The following is a 20520-nucleotide window of genomic DNA, read 5'->3' as shown; positions in this document are numbered from 1 at the left end:
GTTACATTCCGAACCCGGAAGCTAAGCCTCACAGCGCCGATGGTACTGCAGGGGGGACCCTGTGGGAGAGTAGGACGCCGCCGAACAATCATTCACGAGAAGCCCCTGATCCCTTCGGATCAGGGGCTTCTCGCATTCCCCGGAACAACCTGTGCACGGGCGATCCGTCGGGCGGTGCGAGCGATCCCCTCGTGCTGCATCCACCTGCAGGTGGTGCTAGGTCCACCCCCGAATTGGGGTGGCATGGCCAGTGTCGGTGGCGCCCGCTTCGTGAACACTGATGGTGGACGATCGAGACCGGCATCAGGAGCTTCCGTGACACCAACGAGTCGAACGAGCAACGCCGCTGGTGTGCGCGTTCAGGCCCAGGCGGCCCTGGAGTCGGGCGGCCAGGGGCTGGCCCGGCTCGCCCTCCTGGTGCTGGGAGCGCTGCCGGGGTTCGGCCTGCCCGTGCTGGCGGCCGTGCTGGCCGGCGTCGTGACGACCGAGATGATGGCGCACTACTCCCCGGTGGCGCTGCTGGCCCTGACGGCCGCGGCCGTCGTCGGCAGTTCGGTGGCCGCGCTCTTCGTCCGACCCACGGCGAACCGCACGCGCAGGCAGCTGGAGCGCTGGTTCGGCATACGTCTGCCGGCCGTCTACGCGCCGATGCCGCCGCTGGAAGCGGACGAGCGCGGGCACTGGTGGACGGGCTACTCCTACCACCGATCCCGGACGGTCGCGAAGTACGCGCAGTTGGTGCGCTGGAGCTTCCGGGACCGGACGACCCGCGCCGAGATGGCCTGGCTCGTGGTGAACCCGTTGGCCGTGCTGGCCCTGGCCGGTCCGCCGGCCGGTGTCATCCTCCTCGGCACGTCCTACGCGGTCACCGGGCAGACGTCCTCCGACATGCTCGGGCCGATCCGTCCGGTCCAGCTGTCGATGATGGTGAACGTCGGCCTCGGCCTCGGCATGGTGGCCGTGGCGGTGCTGGTGACGCCGTTCGCGGTGCGCATCTACGCCGAGCTGGCGCGTCGGGTGCTGGACCAGGACGGCCGGGCCACGCACGCCCAGCTGACCAAGCGGGTCGCGGAGTTGACCGAGACCCGGGCGGACGCGGTCGGCGACCAGGCGGCCGAACTGCGGCGGATCGAGCGGGACCTGCACGACGGCGCGCAGGCGCGGCTGGTCGCGATCGGGATGACGCTCGGCACCATCGAGCACCTGATGGACACGGATCCGGCGGCCGCCCGCGAACTGCTGTCGGAGGCGCGGCAGTCCTCGGCCCGGGCGCTTCAGGAGCTCCGGGACCTCGTCCGCGGCATCCACCCGCCGGTCCTCGCCGAGCGCGGACTGGGCGACGCCGTCCGGGCGTTGGCGCTGGACAACGCGCTGCCGACGGAGGTGTGCGTGAGCGTGCCGGACCGCCTGCCCGCCCCGGTGGAGGCCGCTGCCTACTTCAGCATCTGCGAGCTGCTGGCCAACGCGGCCAAGCACTCGCACGCCGAGCAGGTCTGGGTGGACATCCTGTACCGGGCCGGCTCGCTGCGGGTCACGGTGACGGACGACGGGGTCGGCGTGGCGGATCCCGCTCGGGGGACGGGCCTGCGCGGCGTCGAACGTCGATTGGGTACCTTCGACGGTGTCCTCGCCATCGACAGTACGTCCGGCGGTCCGACCACCATCACCTTGGAGCTGCCGTGCGAGTTGTCCTCGCCGAGGACCTCTACCTCCTTCGCGAAGGTCTGACCCGTCTGCTGGAAGCGCACGGTTTCACCATCGCGGCCGCCGTCGAGACGGGACCCGAGCTGCTGGAGGCATTGCTGACGCACCGGCCGGACGTGGCCGTGGTCGACGTCCGGCTGCCCCCGACGCTGACGGACGAGGGCCTGCAGGCGGCGCTCCAGGCGCGCCGGGAGATCACTGGGCTTCCGGTCCTGGTGCTGTCGCAGCACGTCCAGCAGCTGTACGCGAGGGAGCTGCTGGCCGACGGCACGGGCGGGATCGGGTACCTCCTGAAGGACCGGGTGTTCAACGCCGACCAGTTCATCGACGCGGTCCGCCGGGTGGCGGCCGGCGGTACGGCGATGGACCCGGACGTCATCGCGAAGCTGATGCAGACGACCGCCCGCCGCCCGGGGCCGTTGCTGAGGCTGTCCCCGCGCGAGCGCGACGTGCTGGAGCTGATGGCTGAGGGCTGCTCGAACTCGGCGATCGCCACCCGGCTGACGGTGAGCGACGGCGCGGTGGCCAAGCACATCGCCAACATCTTCACCAAGCTCGAACTCGCCCCGGACGAGGACGCCAACCGCCGCGTCCTCGCGGTGCTCGCCTACCTCAACGGCACGGCCGGGCGGACGGCCTGACGCCCCGCCCGGTCCCGGGGGCGGTCCGGCCAAGCCCTCCCCGGTGACGCTCCGGCCTGTGCGAACGCTGAAACGTGCGTACGAGTAAACTCCGGTGGGCCGAGCCCCGGAGGTGGTCAGCCGTCCGGCGCCCCCGACCAGCGGGAACCGGCAGCGAGGCAGCGCACGGCAGCAGCCGAAATCCAGGGGTTGATAGACGTCATGGCACGCCCAACGCTCACCAAGGCCCACCGCGGCCTGCTCGGCATCGTCGCGGCCGGGGCCTGCATCATCTCGGGCATCGGCTTCGCGGGGTCGTACAACGCGGTGCGGGAGCTGGCCTCGGAGAAGGGCTTCGGAGCCTTCTCCTACGCCTTCCCGATCGGCGTCGACGCCGGCATCGTCGTCCTCCTGGCGCTCGACCTGGTCCTGACCTGGCTGCGGATACCCTTCCCGCTGCTGCGGCAGACCGCCTGGGTGCTGACCGTCGCGACCATCGCCTTCAACGCCGCCGCCTCGTGGGGCGACCCGCTCGGCATGGGGATGCACGCCGTCATCCCGGTGCTGTTCGTCGTGGTCGTCGAGGCCTCCCGGCACGCGGTGGGCCGGATCGCGGCGATCACCGCGGACCGGCACATGGAGTCGGTCCGGATGATGCGCTGGCTGCTCTCCCCGGTGCCGACCTTCCGGCTCTGGCGGCGGATGAAGCTGTGGGAGCTGCGCTCGTACGACGAGGTCGTCCGGCTGGAGCAGAACCGCCTGGTCTACCGGGCGCAGCTGCGCTTCCGGTACGGGCGCGGCTGGCGCCGCTCGGCCCCGATCCAGGCGCTCCTGCCGTTGAAGCTCGCCAAGTACGGCGTGCCGCTGGACCCGTCGCTGCTCGACCGGCTGGACGAGGAGGCCCGCGAGCGCGAGGCGAGGGAGGCCCGCGAGCTCCAGCCCCAGGAGCAGCGCGCCGCCGCGGCCATCGCCCCGGCGGGTCCGGAGGTCTCCCCGCAGCCGCAGCCGCAGCCGCACCAGCGTCAGGCCCAGCCGCTTCCCGTCCAGCAGGCCCCTCAGGCTCAGCAGGCTCAGCAGGTCCAGCAGGTCCAGCAGCCCGGCCCCCAGACGCCACCGCAGCCTGAGCCGCAGGAGGCCCCGGCGGCCGTCGCGCCGCTCTCGGCCGAGGTGGCCGCGCCGATGCTCGCCAAGCTGGCCGCCGTCCGCCTGCGCGCCGCCCAGGAGCCGGAGGGCACGGAGGAGGAGGCTCCGCAGTCGCCGCGCGAGGAGCTCAACGTGTGGACGACCCGGCCGGTGCGCACCACCGGCGGTCACCAGGCCGATGCCAGCCCGGGCGGCCGCGTGCCCGGCCAGGCCTCCCCGTGGTTCAAGCCCCCGCGCCCGCTGGACGAGGAGCCGGCTCCCGGGGCCGCGCCGAAGCCCCTGGCCCAGGCCGCGCCCCAGCAGCAGGAGCAGGACCCCGCACCCGCCCAGGAGCCCGTCCAAGCCGAGTCCGCCGTGCGCGCCGACGAGCGCGCTCCCGCCGAGGCCGCAGGACCGCGCCCCGCTCCGGCGCGGCTCGACCCGGAGCTGGCCTTCGAGGCGCTGGTCTCGTACATCGACACCTTCGAGCACCACCCCGACCCGCAGCGCCTCGCCGAGTGGCTGACCAAGGAGTACGGCCTGACCGGCAACCGCCCGGACGGCTCGGTGCACCCCAAGGACGTCGCCGAGCTCTACCCGCAGCTGCGCGACCGCTACGCCGCCGCCGGGAGGGACTGACCGGGCGATCGGCGGCCGGACACCGCCGCGCTCCCGCGTCCACCGCTCGGGCGGCCATTGACGCCCGACCCGGTCGGAGCTACCTTCGCCTCAACAATCTGTTGAAGCAATGGTTCGGCGCGGAGGAGTACGGATGTCGCAGGTCGAGGTCGACGGTAACGGGTCGACGAGCGGGGCCTCCTTCTCCGCCGCCGCCCTCGACGCCGTGGAAGCGCTGCTCGCCCCGGTCGACGCCGACCTGGCGCGCCGCTACCCGGGCGACTCCGGGACCAGGCAGCCGGTGCACACCGTGTACGTCCCGGCCGACGCCTTCGCCGCCGACACCGTCCGCTCGTGGGGCCGCCAGGCCCTCGAAGCGTTCGACACCCACGCCGGCACCCCGGCCGAGCTCGCCCGCGCCCTCGGCGTCGCCGACGACGCCCTGCTCGCCGACGTGCACGCCCGCGTCCGCGCCAAGCTGGAGCGCGAGCCGATCGAGGACCTGCGGATCGACTTCGAGGACGGCTACGGCCCCCGCCCGGACGCCGAGGAGGACGCCGCCGCCGTCCGCGCCGCCGAACTCGTCGCCGCCGCCGTGGCGGACGGCAGCGCCCCGCCGTACATCGGCATCCGCATCAAGTGCATGGAGGCGCCGGTCCGCGCCCGCGGCATCCGCACCCTGGAGCTGTTCCTGGCCACGCTGCTCGCCACCGGCGGGCTCCCGGAGGGCCTGGTCCTCACCCTGCCGAAGGTGACCTACGCCGCGCAGGTGACCGCGCTCGTGCGGCTGCTGGAGGACTTCGAGCGGCGCGCCGGACTGCCGGCCGGCCGGATCGGCTTCGAGATCCAGATCGAGACCACCCAGGCGATCCTCGGCCCCGACGGCCGGGCCACCGTCGCCCTGATGATCGAGGCCGCGGAGGGCCGCGCCACCGGCCTGCACTACGGCACCTTCGACTACAGCGCCTCCTGCGGCGTCAGCGCGGCCCACCAGAGCATGGACCACCCGGTCGCCGACCACGCGAAGGCCGTCATGCAGGTGGCCGCGGCCGGCACCGGCGTCCGGCTCTCCGACGGCTCGACCAACGTCGTCCCGACCGGCTCCACCGAGCAGGTCCACGCGGCCTGGAACCTCCACCACGGACTCGTCCGCCGTTCGCTGGCCCGCGCGTACTACCAGGGGTGGGACATGCACCCGGCGCACCTGCCGACCCGGTACGCCGCGGTGTACGCCTTCTACCGCGAGGGCCTGGAGGCCGCCTGCGCCCGGCTCGCCGCGTACGTCGCGAAGGCGGGCGGCGACGTGATGGACGAGCCGGCCACCGCCCGCGCGCTCAGCGGCTACGTGCTGCGCGGCCTGGACTGCGGCGCGGTCGACCCGGCCGAGGTCACCGCCCTGACCGGCCTGGACCGCGCCCAGCTGGACGCCCTCGCCGGCCGCTGACCGCCGGCCGCTGACCGCCGGCCGCCCTCCCGCCACGGCCAACTAGGCTGGCGGTGCCGCCCCGCACGCCCAGGGCGCGCGCCGCCAGCCTCCGCCGTCTTCCGGGAGAACCACCGCGCATGTCCGCCACGCCGGAGCCCACCCCCAGGCCGTACCTCACCATCCGGCGGGCCGGCAGCCACGAGATCGAGATCAAGAAGTCCCGGTTCATCTGCCACCTCGCCCGCGTCACCGACGAGGAGCAGGCGCAGGCGTACATCGCGGGCGTCCGCAAGCAGTACTGGGACGCGCGGCACAACTGCACCGCCTTCGTGGTCGGCGACGAGCAGCGCCGCGAGCGCTCCAACGACGACGGCGAGCCGGGCGGCACGGCCGGCGTCCCGATGCTGGAGGTGCTGCGCCGCCGCGGGCTGACCGACACGGTGGCCGTGGTGACCAGGTACTTCGGCGGGATCAAGCTCGGCGCCGGTGGGCTCGTGCGGGCGTACGGGAGCGCGGTGTCGGAGGCGGTGGACGCGGTCGGGCTGCTGGAGCGGCGGCCGGTGGCCCTGCTGGCGGTGACGGTGGACCACGTGCGGGCCGGGCGGGTGGAGAACGACCTGCGGGCGGCCGGGTACACCGTGAGCGACCTCGCCTACGGGGCGGCGGGGGTGCGGATCGAGGTCGGCGTGCCGGAGCCGGAGGTGGGGGACTTCCACACCTGGCTGGCCGAGGCGACCGGCGGCACCGCGGTGGCGGTCGCGGCCGGCCGCACGTACGTCGAGGTGCCGGTGTAGCCCGCTTCGACCCCACGCGCCGTCGCGGGGCTCCCGCCGCCGCGGGCACAGTCGGCCACCGTAGCCCACGGGGGCGCGCCACGCCGGGATTGCCTTGAACAGATTCACTCGAACGTATTCACGTGGCCCGGAGTTGGAACTTCCGCTCCGGGCCGTGGCGTTTCCTGGGCAAGGATCCGGCCGAACCGGACGAAAACCATCGATGGAGGACACCAGACCCCACCACCGCACCACGGAGGTATGCGCATGACCTCGGATCGCTCCCCGTCGCCCGCCCGAGCCGACCTACCCGGCCCCAGGGGCCCCGCGACGCCCTACCGGATGACCGTCACCACGACGCTCCCGCACGCCGACGCCGTCTCGCTGGCCGACCAGCAGCTGGCCGACTGGCTGAAGCGGGAAGGCTGCGAGGACCCCCCGCCCGCAGCGAGCCCGTACGCCGTGGACCCCCCCGTCACCGGCCCTGCCACCGCCGATTCCCCCGAGCACTTGCAGGCCGAGCACTTGCAGGCCGAGCGCCCGCAGGTCGAGCGCCTGCGCCTGGGCGACCGCGTCCTGCTCGACCGCGACCACGGCCCGCTGCGCGGCCCCGCCACCGGCCACTACTCGCGCCGCCGCCTGCGCACCCCGGCCCCCCACGGGACGCACCAGCTCACCCTGACCGTCGCGACGCCCGCCGCAGGCCCGACCTGGGTCCGGCTGGAGGCCGAGACGCACAGCACCGGCAGCGGCCTGCGGACGCCCTGCCGGGTGCCGGTGCCCGAGCTCGCCCGCAGTCTGCTGCCGCTGCTGGACGCCACCGACGGTCCGGCCGCCGTCCAGCTCGCGCCGCGGGTGATCACCGCCGCCGAGGTCGACGACCTGATCGACGAGCTGTGCGACCCGGAGCGCCGGCTGCCCACCGTCGTGGCCAGCGTCCCGGTCAACGTCCCGGTCGACGGGTGGACGGAGTCCGTCGTCCGTCCGCTCTGCCAGCAACTACCCGGCCTCGCCACCGCCTACGTCCTGGATCCTGGGGCCCGCACCGGATTCAACGTCGCGCTGGAGTTCCACTCCGTCTACGGCGGGGCCGTCCGCACCTACCTGCCCGAGGTCGACCCGGCCTCCCGGTACGACGGCGCCCGGCACCCGGTGCTCGCCCGGGGCCGAATAGAGCAGGACGTCCGCCGCGCCGCCGGCCTGCTCGCCCGGGAGCCGCGCCGGCTCGCCGCCGAACTGCCCCTGCCGCCCGTGCTCGCGGCCGTCCCGGTGCTGCGGGTCCCCCCGTCGCAGCCCCGTCCGGACGCCGCGTCCTGCGCCGACCCGGCCGCCGCCCGCGCCGAACTGGCCGCGCTCGCCCGCGAGGAGCAGCAGGACCGGGCCGAACAGCAGGCCAGGGCGGACGAGTTGGAGCGCGTCCGGCGCACGCTGCGTCGCGCGCGCCGCACCCGGTCGAGGGCGCACGCCCTGCCCGGCCGCCTCTGCGCTCCGTCCACCGCCGCCTCCGCCGCCCCAGTCGTCGGCGCGCCCGGGGGCCCGCGCACCACCGTCGTGCCGGGCCCGGTGCCCGGCTCGGACGCCAACCCGGACACGTTCACCGAACTCCTCTCCCGGCTGGGCGAGTTCCCGCTGCTCACCTTCACCGGGGACCAGAAGTCCGCGCTCGCCCTGGACGAGCTCCAGTGCGCGGGCGCCGGCTGGGCCCGCCTCGCCTGGGACGGGCTGACGGCCCTCCAGGAGTACGCCGAGGCGGCCGTCCGCGGCGAGGCCCGCGGCGACTTCAAGCAGTGGTGCGAGCACACGCCGGACGGCTGTCACCGCTTCCCGCCCCGCAAGGCGGTCCGCGGCGAGTCCCGGACGGTGCACAGCCACACCAAGTGGAAGCGCGAGCGGATGCTGCCGGTGCCGGAGTGCGTCGACGCCTCCCGGCGCGCGTTCATGGGCGCGCACCTGCGGATCGGCGGCGGGCGCACCGCACCCCGGCTGCACTACCTCGACGACTGCTCGGGCAGTGGCCGGATCTATGTCGGCTACATCGGCCTCCACCTGACCAACACCCGGACCAACTGAGAGGCTTGGCTGACCACCCGCGCCCGTTCGGTGGACAATGTCCGCAGGGGCGGGCCGCGGGGTCGCCGGTCGTCCCCGCGCAGGCGCCGACGAGCATGGGGGAACGACGACCGATGCAGTACTCAGCAGACGGCCAGTCCGAAGGCGCCGCCACCACCCGGTTCCCCCAGCCGGGCTTCCTCGCCTCGGTCTTCCGTGACCTCGGCGCGGACCCGGGCCCCGACCCGTCCGCGCCCGGGGACCCGGCCACAGACACGGGTGTCGCCAGCAACGAGGGCGCGACCGGCACCCGTGTCGGCACCGGCGGCACCGGTGCCAGCGGCGGCCCCGAGGCTCCCGCTGACGGCCCGTCCACCGACGAGGAGTCGGTCGCCGCCCACGGTCGCGCCGCCGCGCTCACCCACCACCGCACGCTCACCGTCCAGGCCGAGCACGACCGCCTGGCCGACCTGCTCCGGCGGGCCGCGCTGCCCGTCTCGGCCATGGACTTCGAGAGCCAGCTGCGCCACTACGAGCCCCGTCCCTACCCGGCGCCCGGCCCGGACGCCACCGAACCCGAGCCCCGCTGGGAGGACTTCGCCCCGGCCGAACCGGCCGCCGCCGACCCCGACGCCGCGCCGACCCGCCGCCTCCTCGACTCCGGCTACCAGCGCGAGCTGGCCCAGGCCCGGCTGACCCACCAGCGCGCCCTGCGTCAGTGGCGCACCCGCCGGGCCGAGGCCGGCAACCCGGCGGCCGACGAGTCCCGCCGCGTCCACGAGGCGGCCGAGGCGGCCCGGGCCCGCGCGGTGCGCGAGTACAACGAGAGCCTGGAGGAGTGCCGCCGGGCCTACCGGCTGGCCGAGCCCGCCGCGGTGGAATCGCTGCTGGAACGGGCCCTCGCCGCCGCCGAGACCGCCACCCAGGACCTACCCGCCCCCTGCCGGGCGGTCTTCCGCCCGCTCACCCGCACCGCGGTGCTGGACCTCGACCTGCCGCCGCTCGACCTGGTCCCCTCGCTGACCGGCTACCGGCTCGCCCCCGACGGCGACATCCACCCGGTGCCGCGCCCGCCGGCCGACCGGGCCACCGACTACCTGCGGCTGGTCGCACGGCTCGCCCTGCGCGCCCTCCAGGCGGCCGACGCCGTCGACACCGAGGAGATACTCTCCGGCGTCGTCCTCAACGGCTGGCTGCGGGAGCCCGGCGGGGCCGGGCCGCTCTGCCTGGTCAGCGTGGACGCCGACCGCGACGCCCTGGCCCGCACCCGGCTGCTCCCGGCCGCGGCCCCCTACGAGGAGCGCGACGGCGAGGGCGTCTACGCCGACGCCGAGCAGGACGAGGCCCTGGTGCGGCTGCGCCAGCTCGGCGCCGCCGTCACCCCCGACCCCTACGCGAGGGCGGGCATCGAGCCCGCCGCGCTGGCCGGAGCTGCCGTGCCCGCCGCGCCCGACCTGTCCGCCAACGAGTTCGCCCAGCTGGTCCGCGACCTGCTCACCCGGGGCGGCCTGACCGGGTGGAGCGTGCGGCTGCGCGGCCCGGCCGGGCTGGTCGCGACCGGCGAGGGCGCTCCCGGCAGTGCGTTGCCGGGGCGCTGGGTCGTCTGGGCGTCCCGCGGCGCGGAGGACGTCGCCGCGGACGAGATCCGCACGCTCGCCGAGGCCGTCGGCGAGGAGTCCGCCGAGCGCGGCCTGCGGCTGACCACCGGCCGCTTCACCGACGAGGCCCTCGACCTGACCGCCGAGGAGAGCCACCGTCACATCCACCTGGTCGACGGCGACGGCGTCCGCGAACTCGCCATGACCCACCTCGGGCTGCCGCTCGCCACCGGCCGCTGACCGTCTCCCTCAGGCCGCCCCCCGCTCCCACCAGCGCGTTCGCCCCGGCGGGCTCACCCCGACGGCCCCTCCGGCGGGCGCGCCACCACCCCCGGCCCGAGGCTGGGGAACGAGCCCCGGCCGGGCCGGGCACCCCGGGCGGGAGCCGCCGGTCGCCCGTCCGGTACGGTCGGCGGTCGGCCCGGCGTCGGGCGCAACCCTGGGGGAGACGGATGGGCAGAGCGGCCCGCAGACCACTTGACGGACCGACACGCGCGGAGGCCGCCCGGTGACCGCCGTCCTCGTCGCCGCCGGCGCGTTCCTGATGACGCTGATCGGCGGCTTCGTCGCCCAGCGCACCGGCGACCGGCGCCACCTCGTGCTCGGCTTCGCGGCCGGACTGATGCTCGGCGTCGTCGTCTTCGACCTGCTGCCCGAGGCCCTGCGCCAGGCGCCCGGCGAGGTGCACGGCGTGCCGCAGGCGCTGCTGATGTTCGCGGCGGGCTTCCTCGCGATCCACGTGGTCGAGCGCGCCGTCGCCATCCACCGGGGCCACGAGGGCGAGTACGCCGAGCACACCCACGGCCACCACCACGCGCAGGGGCACCACCACGCGCAGGGGCGCCAGGGCATCGGCCTGAGCGCCGCCCTGGCCCTGGTCGGACACAGCGTGATGGACGGCTTCGCGATCGGCGCCGCCTTCCAGGCCGGCACCACGGTCGGCACGGTCGTCGCCATCGCCGTCGTCGCGCACGACTTCGCGGACGGCTTCAACACGTACACGATCACCCGGCTCTACGGGAACAACCGGCGCCGCGCGTTGACCTTGCTCGCGGCGGACGCGATCGCCCCGGTCTCGGGCGCCGCGATCACGCTCGCCTTCACCATCCCCGAGCACCTGCTCGGCCTCTACCTGGGCTTCTTCTCCGGCTTCCTGCTCTACCTGGCGACCTCCGACATCCTCCCGGAAGCCCACAGCCCGCACCCGTCCCGCAACACCCTGCTCTGCACGCTCGCCGGGGTGGGCTTCATGTGGCTGGTGATCGGCTTCGCCAACTAGGGCCTGCCGGGGGAGGGCCAGCGGCCCGCGTAACGGGTCTCGGCGGCGCGCAGCACGCGCAGCACCGCGTCCTGGTCAGCCGGACCGACCTCGCCGAAGTACTCCTGCGCCACCTCGTGGCGGACGAGCCCGATCCGCTCGACCGCGGCGCGGCCCGCCTCGGTCAGCAGGATCCGCACGGCCCGCCGGTCGGCCGGATCCGGGCTGCGCTCGACCAGGCCGGCCTCCTCCAGGGCGTCCACCACGGTGGTGGCCGAGCGCGGGGCGATGTGCAGCCGGTCGGCGAGGTCGCTCAGCCGCATCGCGCGGTCCGGCACCTCGCAGCCGGGCGCGTGGGCGAGCGTGCGCAGCGCCCGGGCCTGGCCGGGGGTGATGCCGTAGGGCTCCAGCCGCTCGCTGGTGAGGCGCCGGATCCGCTTGATCGCCCGGGTCATGGCGTCCGCCAGCTCGGCGGCGGTATCCGTCGGGCCCGCCGGTTCCGCCGGGATCACCGGGTCGGTGGGGCCCGCCGGTTCCGCCGGGGGAGTGGGGGAGGAGGGCGCCGGGTCGGTCGGCGTGGTGGTCATGGGCGGTCTCCTCGGCAGGCGTCCGCCCAAGCGTATCGGCCGGTCCGCGGCCCGCGACCGGCGGCGGACGGGCGTTCCGGCCGGGTTCGGACGACCCTCGGAAAAATGTTGAGCCAAACTCACTATCTGGGTTAGCGTATCGGCAAGTGAGGGTGCCCTAAGTGCCCTCCCTGGAACCTGGAGGGCCCGTGCCCCGCTCCGAAGCCCGCGTCGCCACCGACCGCCCCGCCCGCTACGCCAAGCAGCTCGCCGCCCACATGGGCCGCAAGATCGAGGCCGCCTTCTCCGAGGAGACCGGCCGCGGCACCCTCGCCTTCAGCGCCGGCACCGCCACCCTGGAGGCCCGGCCGGACGCCCTGCTGCTCGTCGTCGAGGGCGAGCGCGAGAACCTCCCCGGCCTGGAGGACGTCGTCGGCCACCATCTCGTCCGGTTCGGTGCGCGCGACGAACTCGTCGTCGAGTGGCACCGCGACAACGGCGAGCCCGGCCTCGTCCACCGCAACGACGAGGACCCGAAGGACTCCTAGGTCGCGTCTCCCGGAACAGGCCGGGGCAGCCGGCGGCCGAGCGTCCACAGCACCAGGACGGCCAGGCACCAGCTGGCCACCACGTCCAGCACCCAGTGGAAGTCGCTCCACACCAGCCCCGCGCCGGTCCCGGCTGCCAGCAGCACCGCCGCCGCCCGCAACCCGCGCGCGACGCGCGTCCCGGTCGTCCGGGCGAGCAGCAGCACCGCCACCCCGTACGACAGCGTCGCCGTGGCGGTGTGTCCGGACGGGTACCAGCCCCACTGGCCGGGCAGCAGCGGATCGCCGAGTGGACCGGGCCGGGCGAACACGGCCTTGGCCGGGACCACCAGCAGCGGGATCAGCACCGCGGTGAGCGCCGCCACCGGCAGCGGCAGCCACCAGCGGGCCGCCCCCGCCCGGCGCGCACGCCATGCGGCGAGCCCACCCCCGGCCAGCAGGACCGGGATCGCGGGCACGGTGCTTCCCAGGTCCGACAGGCCGTGGCCGAGGCCGTTCGGCCAAGGGCTGTGCAGGGCGTGGTGGGCCGTCGCGACACCGTGCCTGACCCACCGGTCCAGCCCGAGCAGCGGCCCGTCCACCAGCACCTGCCACGACACCAGCACCAGCAGGACCACCGCGACGAGCGGCACCAGCGGAGAGGCCGCCGTCCGGCCCAGGACGCGGAACAGCCGCCCCGGAGCAGGGGGGAGAGCTCCGGGGCGGCTTGGATGATCGCCGTTCCGTGCGCCCCGGGGGGTGTGGGTCGGACGGTCGGTCGATCGGCCTTCGGTATGCACCACCCCGTGCGGGGCGGCCTGGTTGTCCGCGCGGTCGTCCCGGTGCGAACCCGCCTCGAACGGCGGATCCGCGGACGGCTCCGCCAATGGCTGGGGCTCGCTGTCCATCTGCGATGACACTACGTCAACGGTCCTTCCACGCCGAGCGCCTTCAGTGATTCCGCACATCATCTTCACCGCCCACCGGGCAACCCTCCCGCCCTGTGAACGACCGGCCCGCGCTTCTCCATGAGGAAGCCTCATCCGGGGCGCCGCCACGCGGAAACCGAACGGCCCGCGGAGACCTGGTCCCAGGTCCCCGCGGGCCGTTCAGCGCTGTCCGGACAACCCTCCGGCGGGGGTACGTCGCCCGGTGGGGCGCTCACCGCGTCAGACGCCGGCGAACGCGCCCTCCAGGATGTCCAGGCCCTCGTTCAGGAGGTGCTCCGGGATGACCAGCGGCGGCAGGAAGCGCAGCACGTTGCCGTAGGTGCCGGCGGTCAGCACCACCAGGCCCTCGGCGTGGCAGGCCTTGGCGATCGCCGCGGTGGCCTCGGCGTTCGGCTCCTTGCCGCCCGCCTGCACCAGCTCGATGGCGATCATGGCGCCGCGGCCGCGGACCTCGCCGATGATGTCGTACTTCTCCTGCATCGCCCGCAGGCGGCCGAGCATGACCTCGCCGATCCGCTGCGCCTTGCCGTTGAGGTCCTGCTCCTTCATGGTCTCGATGGCGCCCAGCGCGGCGGCGCAGGCCACCGGGTTGCCGCCGTAGGTGCCGCCCAGACCGCCCGCGTGCGCGGCGTCCATGATCTCGGCGCGGCCGGTCACCGCGGCCAGCGGCAGACCGCCGGCGATGCCCTTCGCGGTGGTGATCAGGTCCGGGACGACGCCCTCGTCCTCGCACGCGAACCACTGACCGGTGCGGCAGAAACCGGTCTGGATCTCGTCCGCGACGAACACGATGCCGTTCGCCTTCGCGTACTCCACGATCGCCGGCAGGAAGCCCTTGGCCGGCTCGATGAAGCCGCCCTCGCCCTGGATCGGCTCGATGATGATCGCGGCGACGTTCTCGGCGCCGATCTGCTTGTTGATCATGTCGATCGCCTGCGCGGCGGCCTCGGCGGCACAGTTGTCCGCACCGGTCAGCCAGCGGTACGGGTAGGCCACCGGCACGCGGTAGATCTCCGGGGCGAACGGGCCGAAGCCCTGCTTGTACGGCATGTTCTTCGCCGTCAGGCCCATGGTGAGGTTGGTGCGGCCGTGGTAGCCGTGGTCGAAGACCACGACGGCGGTGCGCTTGGTGTAGGCGCGGGCGATCTTCACCGCGTTCTCGACCGCCTCGGCGCCCGAGTTGAACAGCGCGGTGCGCTTGTCGTGGTCGCCCGGGGTCAGCTCGTTCAGCTGCTCGGCGACGGCCACGTAGCCCTCGTAGGGGGTCACCATGAAACAGGTGTGCGTGAACGCGGCGAGCTGCTCGCTCGCCTTCGCCACCACGGCCTCGGCGCTGTTGCCGACGTTGGTCACGGCGATGCCGGAACCGAAGTCGATCAGCGAGTTGCCGTCCACGTCCTCCAGCACGCCGCCGTTGGCGCGGGACACGTACACCGGCAGGGTCGTGCCGACACCCGCCGCCACCGCGCCCAGCTTGCGGGCCTGCAGCTCCTGCGACTTCGGACCGGGGATCGCGGTGACCAGGCGGCGCTCCTGCGGGAGCGGCGTTGCGGCGCTCATGGGGTTCTCCAGACTTCTAGGCTCGGTGCTTCGCAGGCTACGGCCGCCCCCGGGGACCGGGCATGCGCCACTCGGTAGCACTGCGCCGTCCGACTTGTCCGGCACGGCCAGCGCGGGTGGCACGACTACCCGCAGGCCCCGCTCCACTACATTGAGCGCGGGCGTGTCGCCGGTACGGCGGCATGGGTATGGCGGCACCGACGGCGGTCGGGCCGGGCGGGCGAGGGAGCGGGGCCGTACACATGGCACAGGACGGGGCACACCACCACGGCGACCGCACCACCGCACCCCCACCCCCCATGCCCCACCAGCGCCCCGGCAGCCGCTCCACCACCACCCCCGCCTTCGACCTCCCTACCTGGGCCTCCGCCCCGCGCCCGTCCGCCGAACCGGGCATCTACCGGCTCGGCTACCGCCAGATCGACCCGGAACGGGCGGAGGCGGCGAGGGTGGCGGCCTGGCCGCTGCTGCTGCGGGCGGGGCTCAACGCGGTGGTGGGGTGGCTTGCTTTTCTCTACGGCACCCAACTGGTGCTTCGCCTGATCGTCATGACCGTGTGGGTGGAGCACCCCACCGAAACGGCTGTGACCGTGGTCGGTGTGTCCGTCAACGTTGTGGTGGCAGCAGCCGTCATCAAGGTCTTCGGCCGGATGGGCCGCTGGCCCGAGGTGTGGCGCCGGTACGCGGCCCCGTTGCTGTCGCGGGCGGTGACGCAGGAGGAGCGGGCCGAGGAGAGCCAGGTCGCCGTCGAGGGGGCGCGGCGGCTGGATCCGTGGGCGGGGCTGCGGGAAGGAGGGGCGGCTGCGGCCGCGGGGCGCCTGGAGGGCGAGGCGGTCGGCGACGTCGACTACGTGCGCATCCAGCAGGCCTGGGAGTCGGCGCAGGCCGATCCGGTGTTCGTCCCCGCGTTCGTGGAGCAGGTGGGTGCCCGTGGTGCCGCGGCGTTCGCCCATCCGTCGGAGGCGCGCGAGCTGCCCGGTCGTGCGGAGCGGCACGACCTGCTGCTCCGTCAGGTGTGCCTGGGAGTCACGCAGGACGTCCCGAAGAACCCGCCCTCCCACCGCGCGGCGGGGTTCGCGCTGGATCCGGCGGTGCTCGGCACCTCGTTGCTGGCGGTGGGCCCGGCCGGGACGGGGAAGACCGCGCGGCTGGCCCGGCCGGTGGCGGAGGCGTTGTGCCTGCAGGCGCTCGCCGGGACGGCGTGTGCGGTGGTCATCGGCGCGGCGGACGCGGACCTGGGCCCGGACGGCTGGTACGACGTGGTGATCGCGCCCGGTGACCCGTCGTCCGTCTACGGCCTCGACCTGTACGGCGCCGCGCAGGGTCCGGACGGGGCGGCGGCCCGGCTGGCCGAGGCGCTGCTGCCGGACGAGCTGACGGCGCGAGCCGAGAGCGCCCGGACGGCGCTCCAGCAGGTGGTGGGCCCGTTCCACGCCGCGTACCGCCGGTACCCGGGTGTTCGCGAGCTGCGGGCGCTGCTGGGCGGAGAGGCGGATGCCCTGGCCGCCCTGGTGAAGGCGCTCGGGGTGGCGGGTCGGCTGGCCGCGTACGAGCGGGACCTGGAGCACCGGGAGCGTCAGCGCGGCCGGGCTGACGATCCCGGTGCGCTGCTGGCGGACCGGTTGGCGCTGCTGGACCGCCCGGCCTTCGAGGGGGCCTTCGCGACGGACGGCACCGGGCGCCCGCCGTTCGCGATGCGGGTGCTCGACCATCCGCTCCGGGTGCGGGTGAAGCTGCCCGAGCGCAGCCACCCGGAGGCGGCGCGGATGCTGTCCCGGCTGGTGGTGGGCCAGTTCGTGCAGGCGGCGGGGGCGCGGGAGGACCGTTCGCTGTTCGCCGGTCTCGTCGTGGACGACGCCTCGGCTGCGCTGGACGCGGCGACCGTGCGCGGGGTGCAGCGGATGCGGGGTGCGAACGCGGGGGCGGTGTTGCTGCTGCGGACGCTCGTGGACCTGCCGGAGGCACTGCGCGCGCCGCTGTTCGGCGCGGTCGGCTGCCGGATGGCGTTCCCGGGGATCGCGCCTTGGGACGGCCGGCTGTTCTCGGAGGCCTGGGGGACGCACCTGGTGCAGGAGACGGCGGTGACCCACACCCCCGACACCTCCGGCGGGATGGTGCGGCGGGTCGGGCGGTTGGGGCGGAAGGCGTTGTCGGGGACGACGGCGCAGACGGAGTCGGTGACGACGCGGGATGTGGAGCGGTTGCGGTGGTCTCCGTCGGATCTGGCGCACGCGCTGCCGGCGGGGCACGCGGTGGTGTCGTTGACGGCGGTGTCGGGGGAGCAGGTTCCGCCGCTCCTGGTCGATCTCCGGGGCTGAGGCGGACGAGGGGTCGGAAGTCGCCTCCGAGGTGGATTCGGCAGTGCCGGTTGTCCGGAGCGTCCATAATGAAGGGGAGAGCCCCTCACCAGATCCGCTGCCCTCTCCTCGCCCGGCCGCAACGGCGCGGTCGGGTCGTTCCCCCGAAGGTGCCATGCCTCCCACACTCGCTTCCGTCGTCCGCAACAGTTCGCTCCACCTGACGGTCCTCGCCGGTGCGGACCACCTGGAGCGGCCGGTCCGCTGGGTGCACACCAGTGAGCTGGATGACCCGACGCCGTTCCTGGAGGGTGGCGAGCTGCTGCTCACCACCGGGATCAAGCTGGGCCGCACGGCCGCGCGGTTGCAGGCGTACGTGCACCGGCTGGCCGATGCCGGGGTGGTGGGGCTCGGGCTGGGGGTGGGGTTGTCGCACACGGAGGTGCCGCAGCCGCTGGTGGAGGCGGCGGCGCAGCGCGGGCTGCCGTTGTTGCGGGTGCCGGAGCCGACGCCGTTCATCGCGATCAGCAAGGTGGTGTCGGCGGCGCTGGCCGCGGAGCAGTACGAGGCGGTGACGACGAGCTTCGAGGCGCAGGAGGAGCTGACCCGGGCCGCGCTCGGCAAGGACGGGACGACGGCCGTGGTGCGCCGGCTGGCGGCGCGGCTGGGGGGCTGGGCGGCGCTGTACGACGGGTCGGGCGCGCTGTCGGTGGTGGCGCCGGACTGGGCGGCGCGCCGGGCGGGGCGGCTGGCGGCGGAGGTGGACCGACTGCGGCGGCGTCCGGCGCCGTCGAGTGCGGCGTTGCAGGGGCGGTCGCCGGGGATAGACACGGCGGACGAGGACTACGTGGTGGTCCAGTCGCTGGGCGCGGACCGGCGGGCCCGGGGTTTCCTGGCGGTGGGGACCGAGGACCGGATCACGCCGACCGAGCGGTACGTGCTGAACGCGGCGGTGGCGCTGCTGACCCTCACCCTGGAGCGCTCGCGCGAGCTGCGGCAGGCGGAGGAGCGGATGGGTGCGGCGCTGCTGCGGATGGTGCTGGCGGGCGAGGTGGCGACGGCCCGGCAGGTGGCGGTGGGGCTGTTCGGGGGGCTGCCGGAGGGGACGATACGGGTCCTGGTGGCCGGGGCCGGGCCGAACGCGGACGCCGGGGACGCGCTGGTCGAGCTGGGGGACCGGGCGGAGCAGGCGGGTTCCCGGGTGGGCGAGAAGCTGCTGGTGGCGCGGGAGGACGGGACGCACGGGCCGCGGCTGATGGTGCTGGCGCTGGACAACGGCGCGGTGCACCGGGCCTGCCTGGCGGTCGTCGAGGAGCACGAGGGGCTGTCGCTGGGCGTCTCGGCGCCGGCCGTGCTGGAGGAGGCGGGGACGGCGCACGCGCAGGCCGAGCGGGCGCTGGCGGTGGCGCTGCGCGGTGGCCGGCGGTCGGTGGACCACGAGGAGGTCGGTGCGGGGTCGCTGCTGCCGCTGCTGGGCGAGGACGCGGTGACGGCGTTCGCGGAGGGGCTGCTGCGGCCGCTGCGCGAGCACGACCGGACGGCCCGCGGTGACCTGGTGGCCTCGCTGCGGGCGTGGCTGTCCCGGCACGGGCAGTGGGACGCGGCGGCGGCCGACCTGGGCGTGCACCGGCACACCCTGCGGTACCGGATGCGCCGGGTCGAGGAACTGCTCGGGCGTTCGCTGGACGACACCGACGTCCGCATGGAGCTGTGGTTGGCGCTGCGCTCCGGCGAGGAGTAGTCGAGGAGCAATCGAGGACTGGGCGGGGAGCGGGCGCCGAGCCCGGGAGCGGCGGCCCGGCCCGCGTCGAACGTCTGGACGGTATGGAGTGGCCCCCGGGCCGAACGCTCCTCGGCGGCCAATCCGGTCGGCGCGTCCGCGCACCTACCCTCGGGTTCGGGCTCATGTTCGTGGGTCCGACGACGACGAGGAGAGGGCCGGTACCACGGTGACCACCACGTACGATTTCTGGCTCGCCGGCCGCCGGGCGAGCGGTGACGCCGACTTCGAGGTGCGCAACAGCTGGGACGGCCGCCTGGTCGGCCGGGTGAGCGTCCCAACCGAGGCCCAGGTCGACGAGGCGCTGGACGCCGCCGTCGCGGCCCTGCCGGTGTTCGCGGCCACCCCGGCGCACGTGCGCGCCGCCGCGCTGGACCACGTGGCCAAGCGGCTGGCCGAGCGCACCGAGGAGATCGCCCGGCTGATCACCGCCGAGAACGGCAAGCCGATCAAGTGGGCCCGCGGTGAGGTCGGCCGCGCCGTCTCCGTCTTCCGCTGGGCCGCGGAGGAGGCCCGCCGCACGAACGGCGAGACGATGCGGCTGGACACCGACCCGGGCGGCGTGGGCCGCTTCGCGGTGGTGCGCCGCTTCCCGCGGGGCGTGGTGCTCGGCATCGCCCCGTTCAACTTCCCGCTGAACCTGGTCGCCCACAAGGTGGCCCCGGCGATCGCGGTCGGCGCCCCGATCGTCCTGAAGCCGGCCCCGGCGACGCCGCTGTCGGCGATGGTGCTGGGCGAGATCCTGGCCGAGACCGACCTGCCGGCGGGTTCGTGGAGCATCCTGACGGTGCCCAACGACCGCATGCCCGCGCTGGTGCGGGACGACCGCCTGCCGGTGATCTCCTTCACGGGGTCGGACAAGGTCGGCTACCAGATCATGGACTCGGTGCCGCGCAAGCACTGCACCCTGGAGCTGGGCGGCAACGCCGCGGCCGTGGTGCTCGCCGACTGGTCCTCGGAGGCCGACCTGGACTGGGCGGCGACCCGGATCGCGATGTTCGCCAACTACCAGGGCGGCCAGTCCTGCATCTCGGTGCAGCGGGTGATCGCCGACGCTTCGGTGTACGACGCGCTGGTGGAGAAGGTCGTCGCCAAGGTGAACGCCCAGGTCACCGGCGACCCGAACGAGGACGCGACGGACGTCGGCCCGCTGGTGGACGAGAACGCCGCGAAGCGCGTGGAGTCCTGGGTGGACGACGCGGTCGCCAAGGGTGCCAAGGTGCTGGCCGGCGGGACGCGCGAGGGTGCGACCTACGCCCCGACCGTGCTGGCGGACCTGCCGGGCGACGCGATCCTGGCCAAGGCCGAGGTGTTCGGCCCGGTCATGTCGCTGCACCGGGTGGACGGCACCGACGAGGCGTTCGCCGCCGTCAACGACTCGCCGTTCGGCCTGCAGGCGGGCGTGTTCACGCACGACCTGCAGACCGCCTTCCGCGCCCACCGGGAGCTGGAGGTCGGCGGTGTGATCATCGGCGACGCGCCGTCCTACCGCGCCGACCAGATGCCGTACGGCGGCGTCAAGGACTCGGGCGTCGGCCGCGAGGGCGTCAAGTACGCGATGGACGACTACACCGTCGAGAAGGTCATGGTCCTGACGGGCCTCGACCTGTAGGCGGGGACGAAGCACGCAGGGCCCGGTTCACACCGAACCGGGCCCTCCGCGCGTCCGGGG

Annotated in this window: 15 protein-coding genes and 1 rRNA gene; 13 read left to right on the top strand and 3 right to left on the bottom strand. The window is 74.6% G+C overall.

All coding sequences use genetic code 11. The features are described 5' to 3' along the window. The 9 genes from rrf to PUR71_RS22065 form a co-directional block, all read left to right on the top strand. Positions 1-86: ribosomal RNA gene (rrf, locus tag PUR71_RS22105) — 5S ribosomal RNA — on the top strand; the annotation flags it as partial. 265 nt (positions 87-351) lie between these two features. Next, positions 352-1728, top strand: coding sequence for a sensor histidine kinase (locus PUR71_RS22100; protein ID WP_329928805.1), 1377 nt, complete (start codon positions 352-354; stop codon positions 1726-1728). Then, positions 1680-2345 (top strand): response regulator transcription factor, encoded by a 666-nt coding sequence (locus tag PUR71_RS22095; RefSeq protein ID WP_329928804.1) that lies wholly within the window; start codon positions 1680-1682, stop codon positions 2343-2345. Before PUR71_RS22100 ends, PUR71_RS22095 begins: the two co-directional genes overlap by 49 nt. A 201-nt stretch (positions 2346-2546) precedes the next feature. Beyond that, positions 2547-4085, top strand: coding sequence for a DUF2637 domain-containing protein (locus tag PUR71_RS22090; RefSeq protein ID WP_329928803.1), 1539 nt, complete (start codon positions 2547-2549; stop codon positions 4083-4085). Between the two features lie 133 nt (positions 4086-4218). Beyond that, positions 4219-5508, top strand: a complete 1290-nt coding sequence (locus tag PUR71_RS22085) for a DUF6986 family protein (RefSeq protein WP_329928802.1) — start codon at positions 4219-4221, stop codon at positions 5506-5508. Positions 5509-5627: 119 nt separating this feature from the next. Beyond that, entirely contained in the window at positions 5628-6284 is a 657-nt protein-coding gene (locus PUR71_RS22080; protein ID WP_329928801.1) for a YigZ family protein, read from the top strand. 321 nt (positions 6285-6605) lie between these two features. Then, a complete protein-coding gene (locus tag PUR71_RS22075) occupies positions 6606-8333 on the top strand; it encodes a hypothetical protein (RefSeq protein ID WP_329928800.1) in 1728 nt (575 codons plus the stop codon). 113 nt (positions 8334-8446) lie between these two features. Further along, entirely contained in the window at positions 8447-10150 is a 1704-nt protein-coding gene (locus PUR71_RS22070) for a restriction endonuclease (protein ID WP_329928799.1), read from the top strand. A gap of 304 nt (positions 10151-10454) precedes the next feature. After that, the gene (locus tag PUR71_RS22065; protein ID WP_329928808.1) at positions 10455-11189 is read left to right on the top strand and encodes a ZIP family metal transporter; all 735 of its coding nucleotides are present in this window, start codon (positions 10455-10457) and stop codon (positions 11187-11189) included. On the opposite strand, the gene PUR71_RS22060 is transcribed toward PUR71_RS22065, so the two are convergent. Continuing rightward, complete coding sequence (locus tag PUR71_RS22060; protein WP_329928798.1) at positions 11186-11755, bottom strand: MarR family winged helix-turn-helix transcriptional regulator; 570 nt, start codon at positions 11753-11755, stop codon at positions 11186-11188. The genes PUR71_RS22065 and PUR71_RS22060 overlap by 4 nt on opposite strands. Positions 11756-11943: 188 nt before the next feature. On the opposite strand from PUR71_RS22060, the gene PUR71_RS22055 reads away from it, so the two are divergent. Beyond that, positions 11944-12282 carry a DUF2218 domain-containing protein gene (locus PUR71_RS22055; RefSeq protein ID WP_329928797.1) on the top strand — a complete coding sequence of 113 codons (339 nt, stop codon included), beginning with the start codon at positions 11944-11946 and terminating at the stop codon, positions 12280-12282. Here the strand turns inward: PUR71_RS22055 and PUR71_RS22050 are convergent. Further along, a complete protein-coding gene (locus tag PUR71_RS22050) occupies positions 12279-12914 on the bottom strand; it encodes a phosphatase PAP2 family protein (protein ID WP_329928796.1) in 636 nt (211 codons plus the stop codon). The genes PUR71_RS22055 and PUR71_RS22050 overlap by 4 nt on opposite strands. Before the next feature lie 516 nt (positions 12915-13430). Beyond that, on the bottom strand, positions 13431-14771 hold the full coding sequence (gabT, locus tag PUR71_RS22045) for a 4-aminobutyrate--2-oxoglutarate transaminase (protein WP_329928795.1): 1341 nt from the start codon (positions 14769-14771) through the stop codon (positions 13431-13433). A 242-nt stretch (positions 14772-15013) separates the two neighbouring features. On the opposite strand from gabT, the gene PUR71_RS22040 reads away from it, so the two are divergent. The 3 genes from PUR71_RS22040 to PUR71_RS22030 all read left to right on the top strand — a co-directional run bounded on the left by PUR71_RS22040 (position 15014) and on the right by PUR71_RS22030 (position 20460). After that, positions 15014-17089: an ATP-binding protein gene (locus tag PUR71_RS22040; protein WP_329928794.1), complete on the top strand. Its 2076-nt coding sequence runs from the start codon at positions 15014-15016 to the stop codon at positions 17087-17089. Positions 17090-17243: 154 nt separating this feature from the next. Then, entirely contained in the window at positions 17244-18809 is a 1566-nt protein-coding gene (locus PUR71_RS22035) for a PucR family transcriptional regulator (protein ID WP_329928793.1), read from the top strand. Positions 18810-19017: 208 nt separating this feature from the next. Further along, complete coding sequence (locus tag PUR71_RS22030; RefSeq protein ID WP_329928792.1) at positions 19018-20460, top strand: aldehyde dehydrogenase family protein; 1443 nt, start codon at positions 19018-19020, stop codon at positions 20458-20460. The last annotated feature ends 60 nt before the right edge of the window (positions 20461-20520 follow it).

This window comes from Streptomyces sp. SP17BM10 (assembly GCF_036322405.1).
GTDB lineage: Bacteria > Actinomycetota > Actinomycetes > Streptomycetales > Streptomycetaceae > Kitasatospora.
This window is presented reverse-complemented; position numbering and strand designations above follow the sequence as displayed.

Excerpts from the sequence above, each read along its gene's own strand:
- gabT (WP_329928795.1), bottom strand. The coding sequence starts at position 14,771 with ATGAGCGCCGCAACGCCGCTCCCGCAGGAGCGCCGCCTGGTCACCGCG.
- PUR71_RS22035 (WP_329928793.1), top strand. The coding sequence starts at position 17,244 with ATGCCTCCCACACTCGCTTCCGTCGTCCGCAACAGTTCGCTCCACCTG.
- PUR71_RS22080 (WP_329928801.1), top strand. The coding sequence starts at position 5,628 with ATGTCCGCCACGCCGGAGCCCACCCCCAGGCCGTACCTCACCATCCGG.
- PUR71_RS22085 (WP_329928802.1), top strand. The coding sequence starts at position 4,219 with ATGTCGCAGGTCGAGGTCGACGGTAACGGGTCGACGAGCGGGGCCTCC.
- PUR71_RS22040 (WP_329928794.1), top strand. The coding sequence starts at position 15,014 with ATGGCACAGGACGGGGCACACCACCACGGCGACCGCACCACCGCACCC.
- PUR71_RS22070 (WP_329928799.1), top strand. The coding sequence starts at position 8,447 with ATGCAGTACTCAGCAGACGGCCAGTCCGAAGGCGCCGCCACCACCCGG.
- PUR71_RS22065 (WP_329928808.1), top strand. The coding sequence starts at position 10,455 with ATGACGCTGATCGGCGGCTTCGTCGCCCAGCGCACCGGCGACCGGCGC.
- PUR71_RS22075 (WP_329928800.1), top strand. The coding sequence starts at position 6,606 with ATGACCGTCACCACGACGCTCCCGCACGCCGACGCCGTCTCGCTGGCC.
- PUR71_RS22090 (WP_329928803.1), top strand. The coding sequence starts at position 2,547 with ATGGCACGCCCAACGCTCACCAAGGCCCACCGCGGCCTGCTCGGCATC.
- PUR71_RS22060 (WP_329928798.1), bottom strand. The coding sequence starts at position 11,755 with ATGACCACCACGCCGACCGACCCGGCGCCCTCCTCCCCCACTCCCCCG.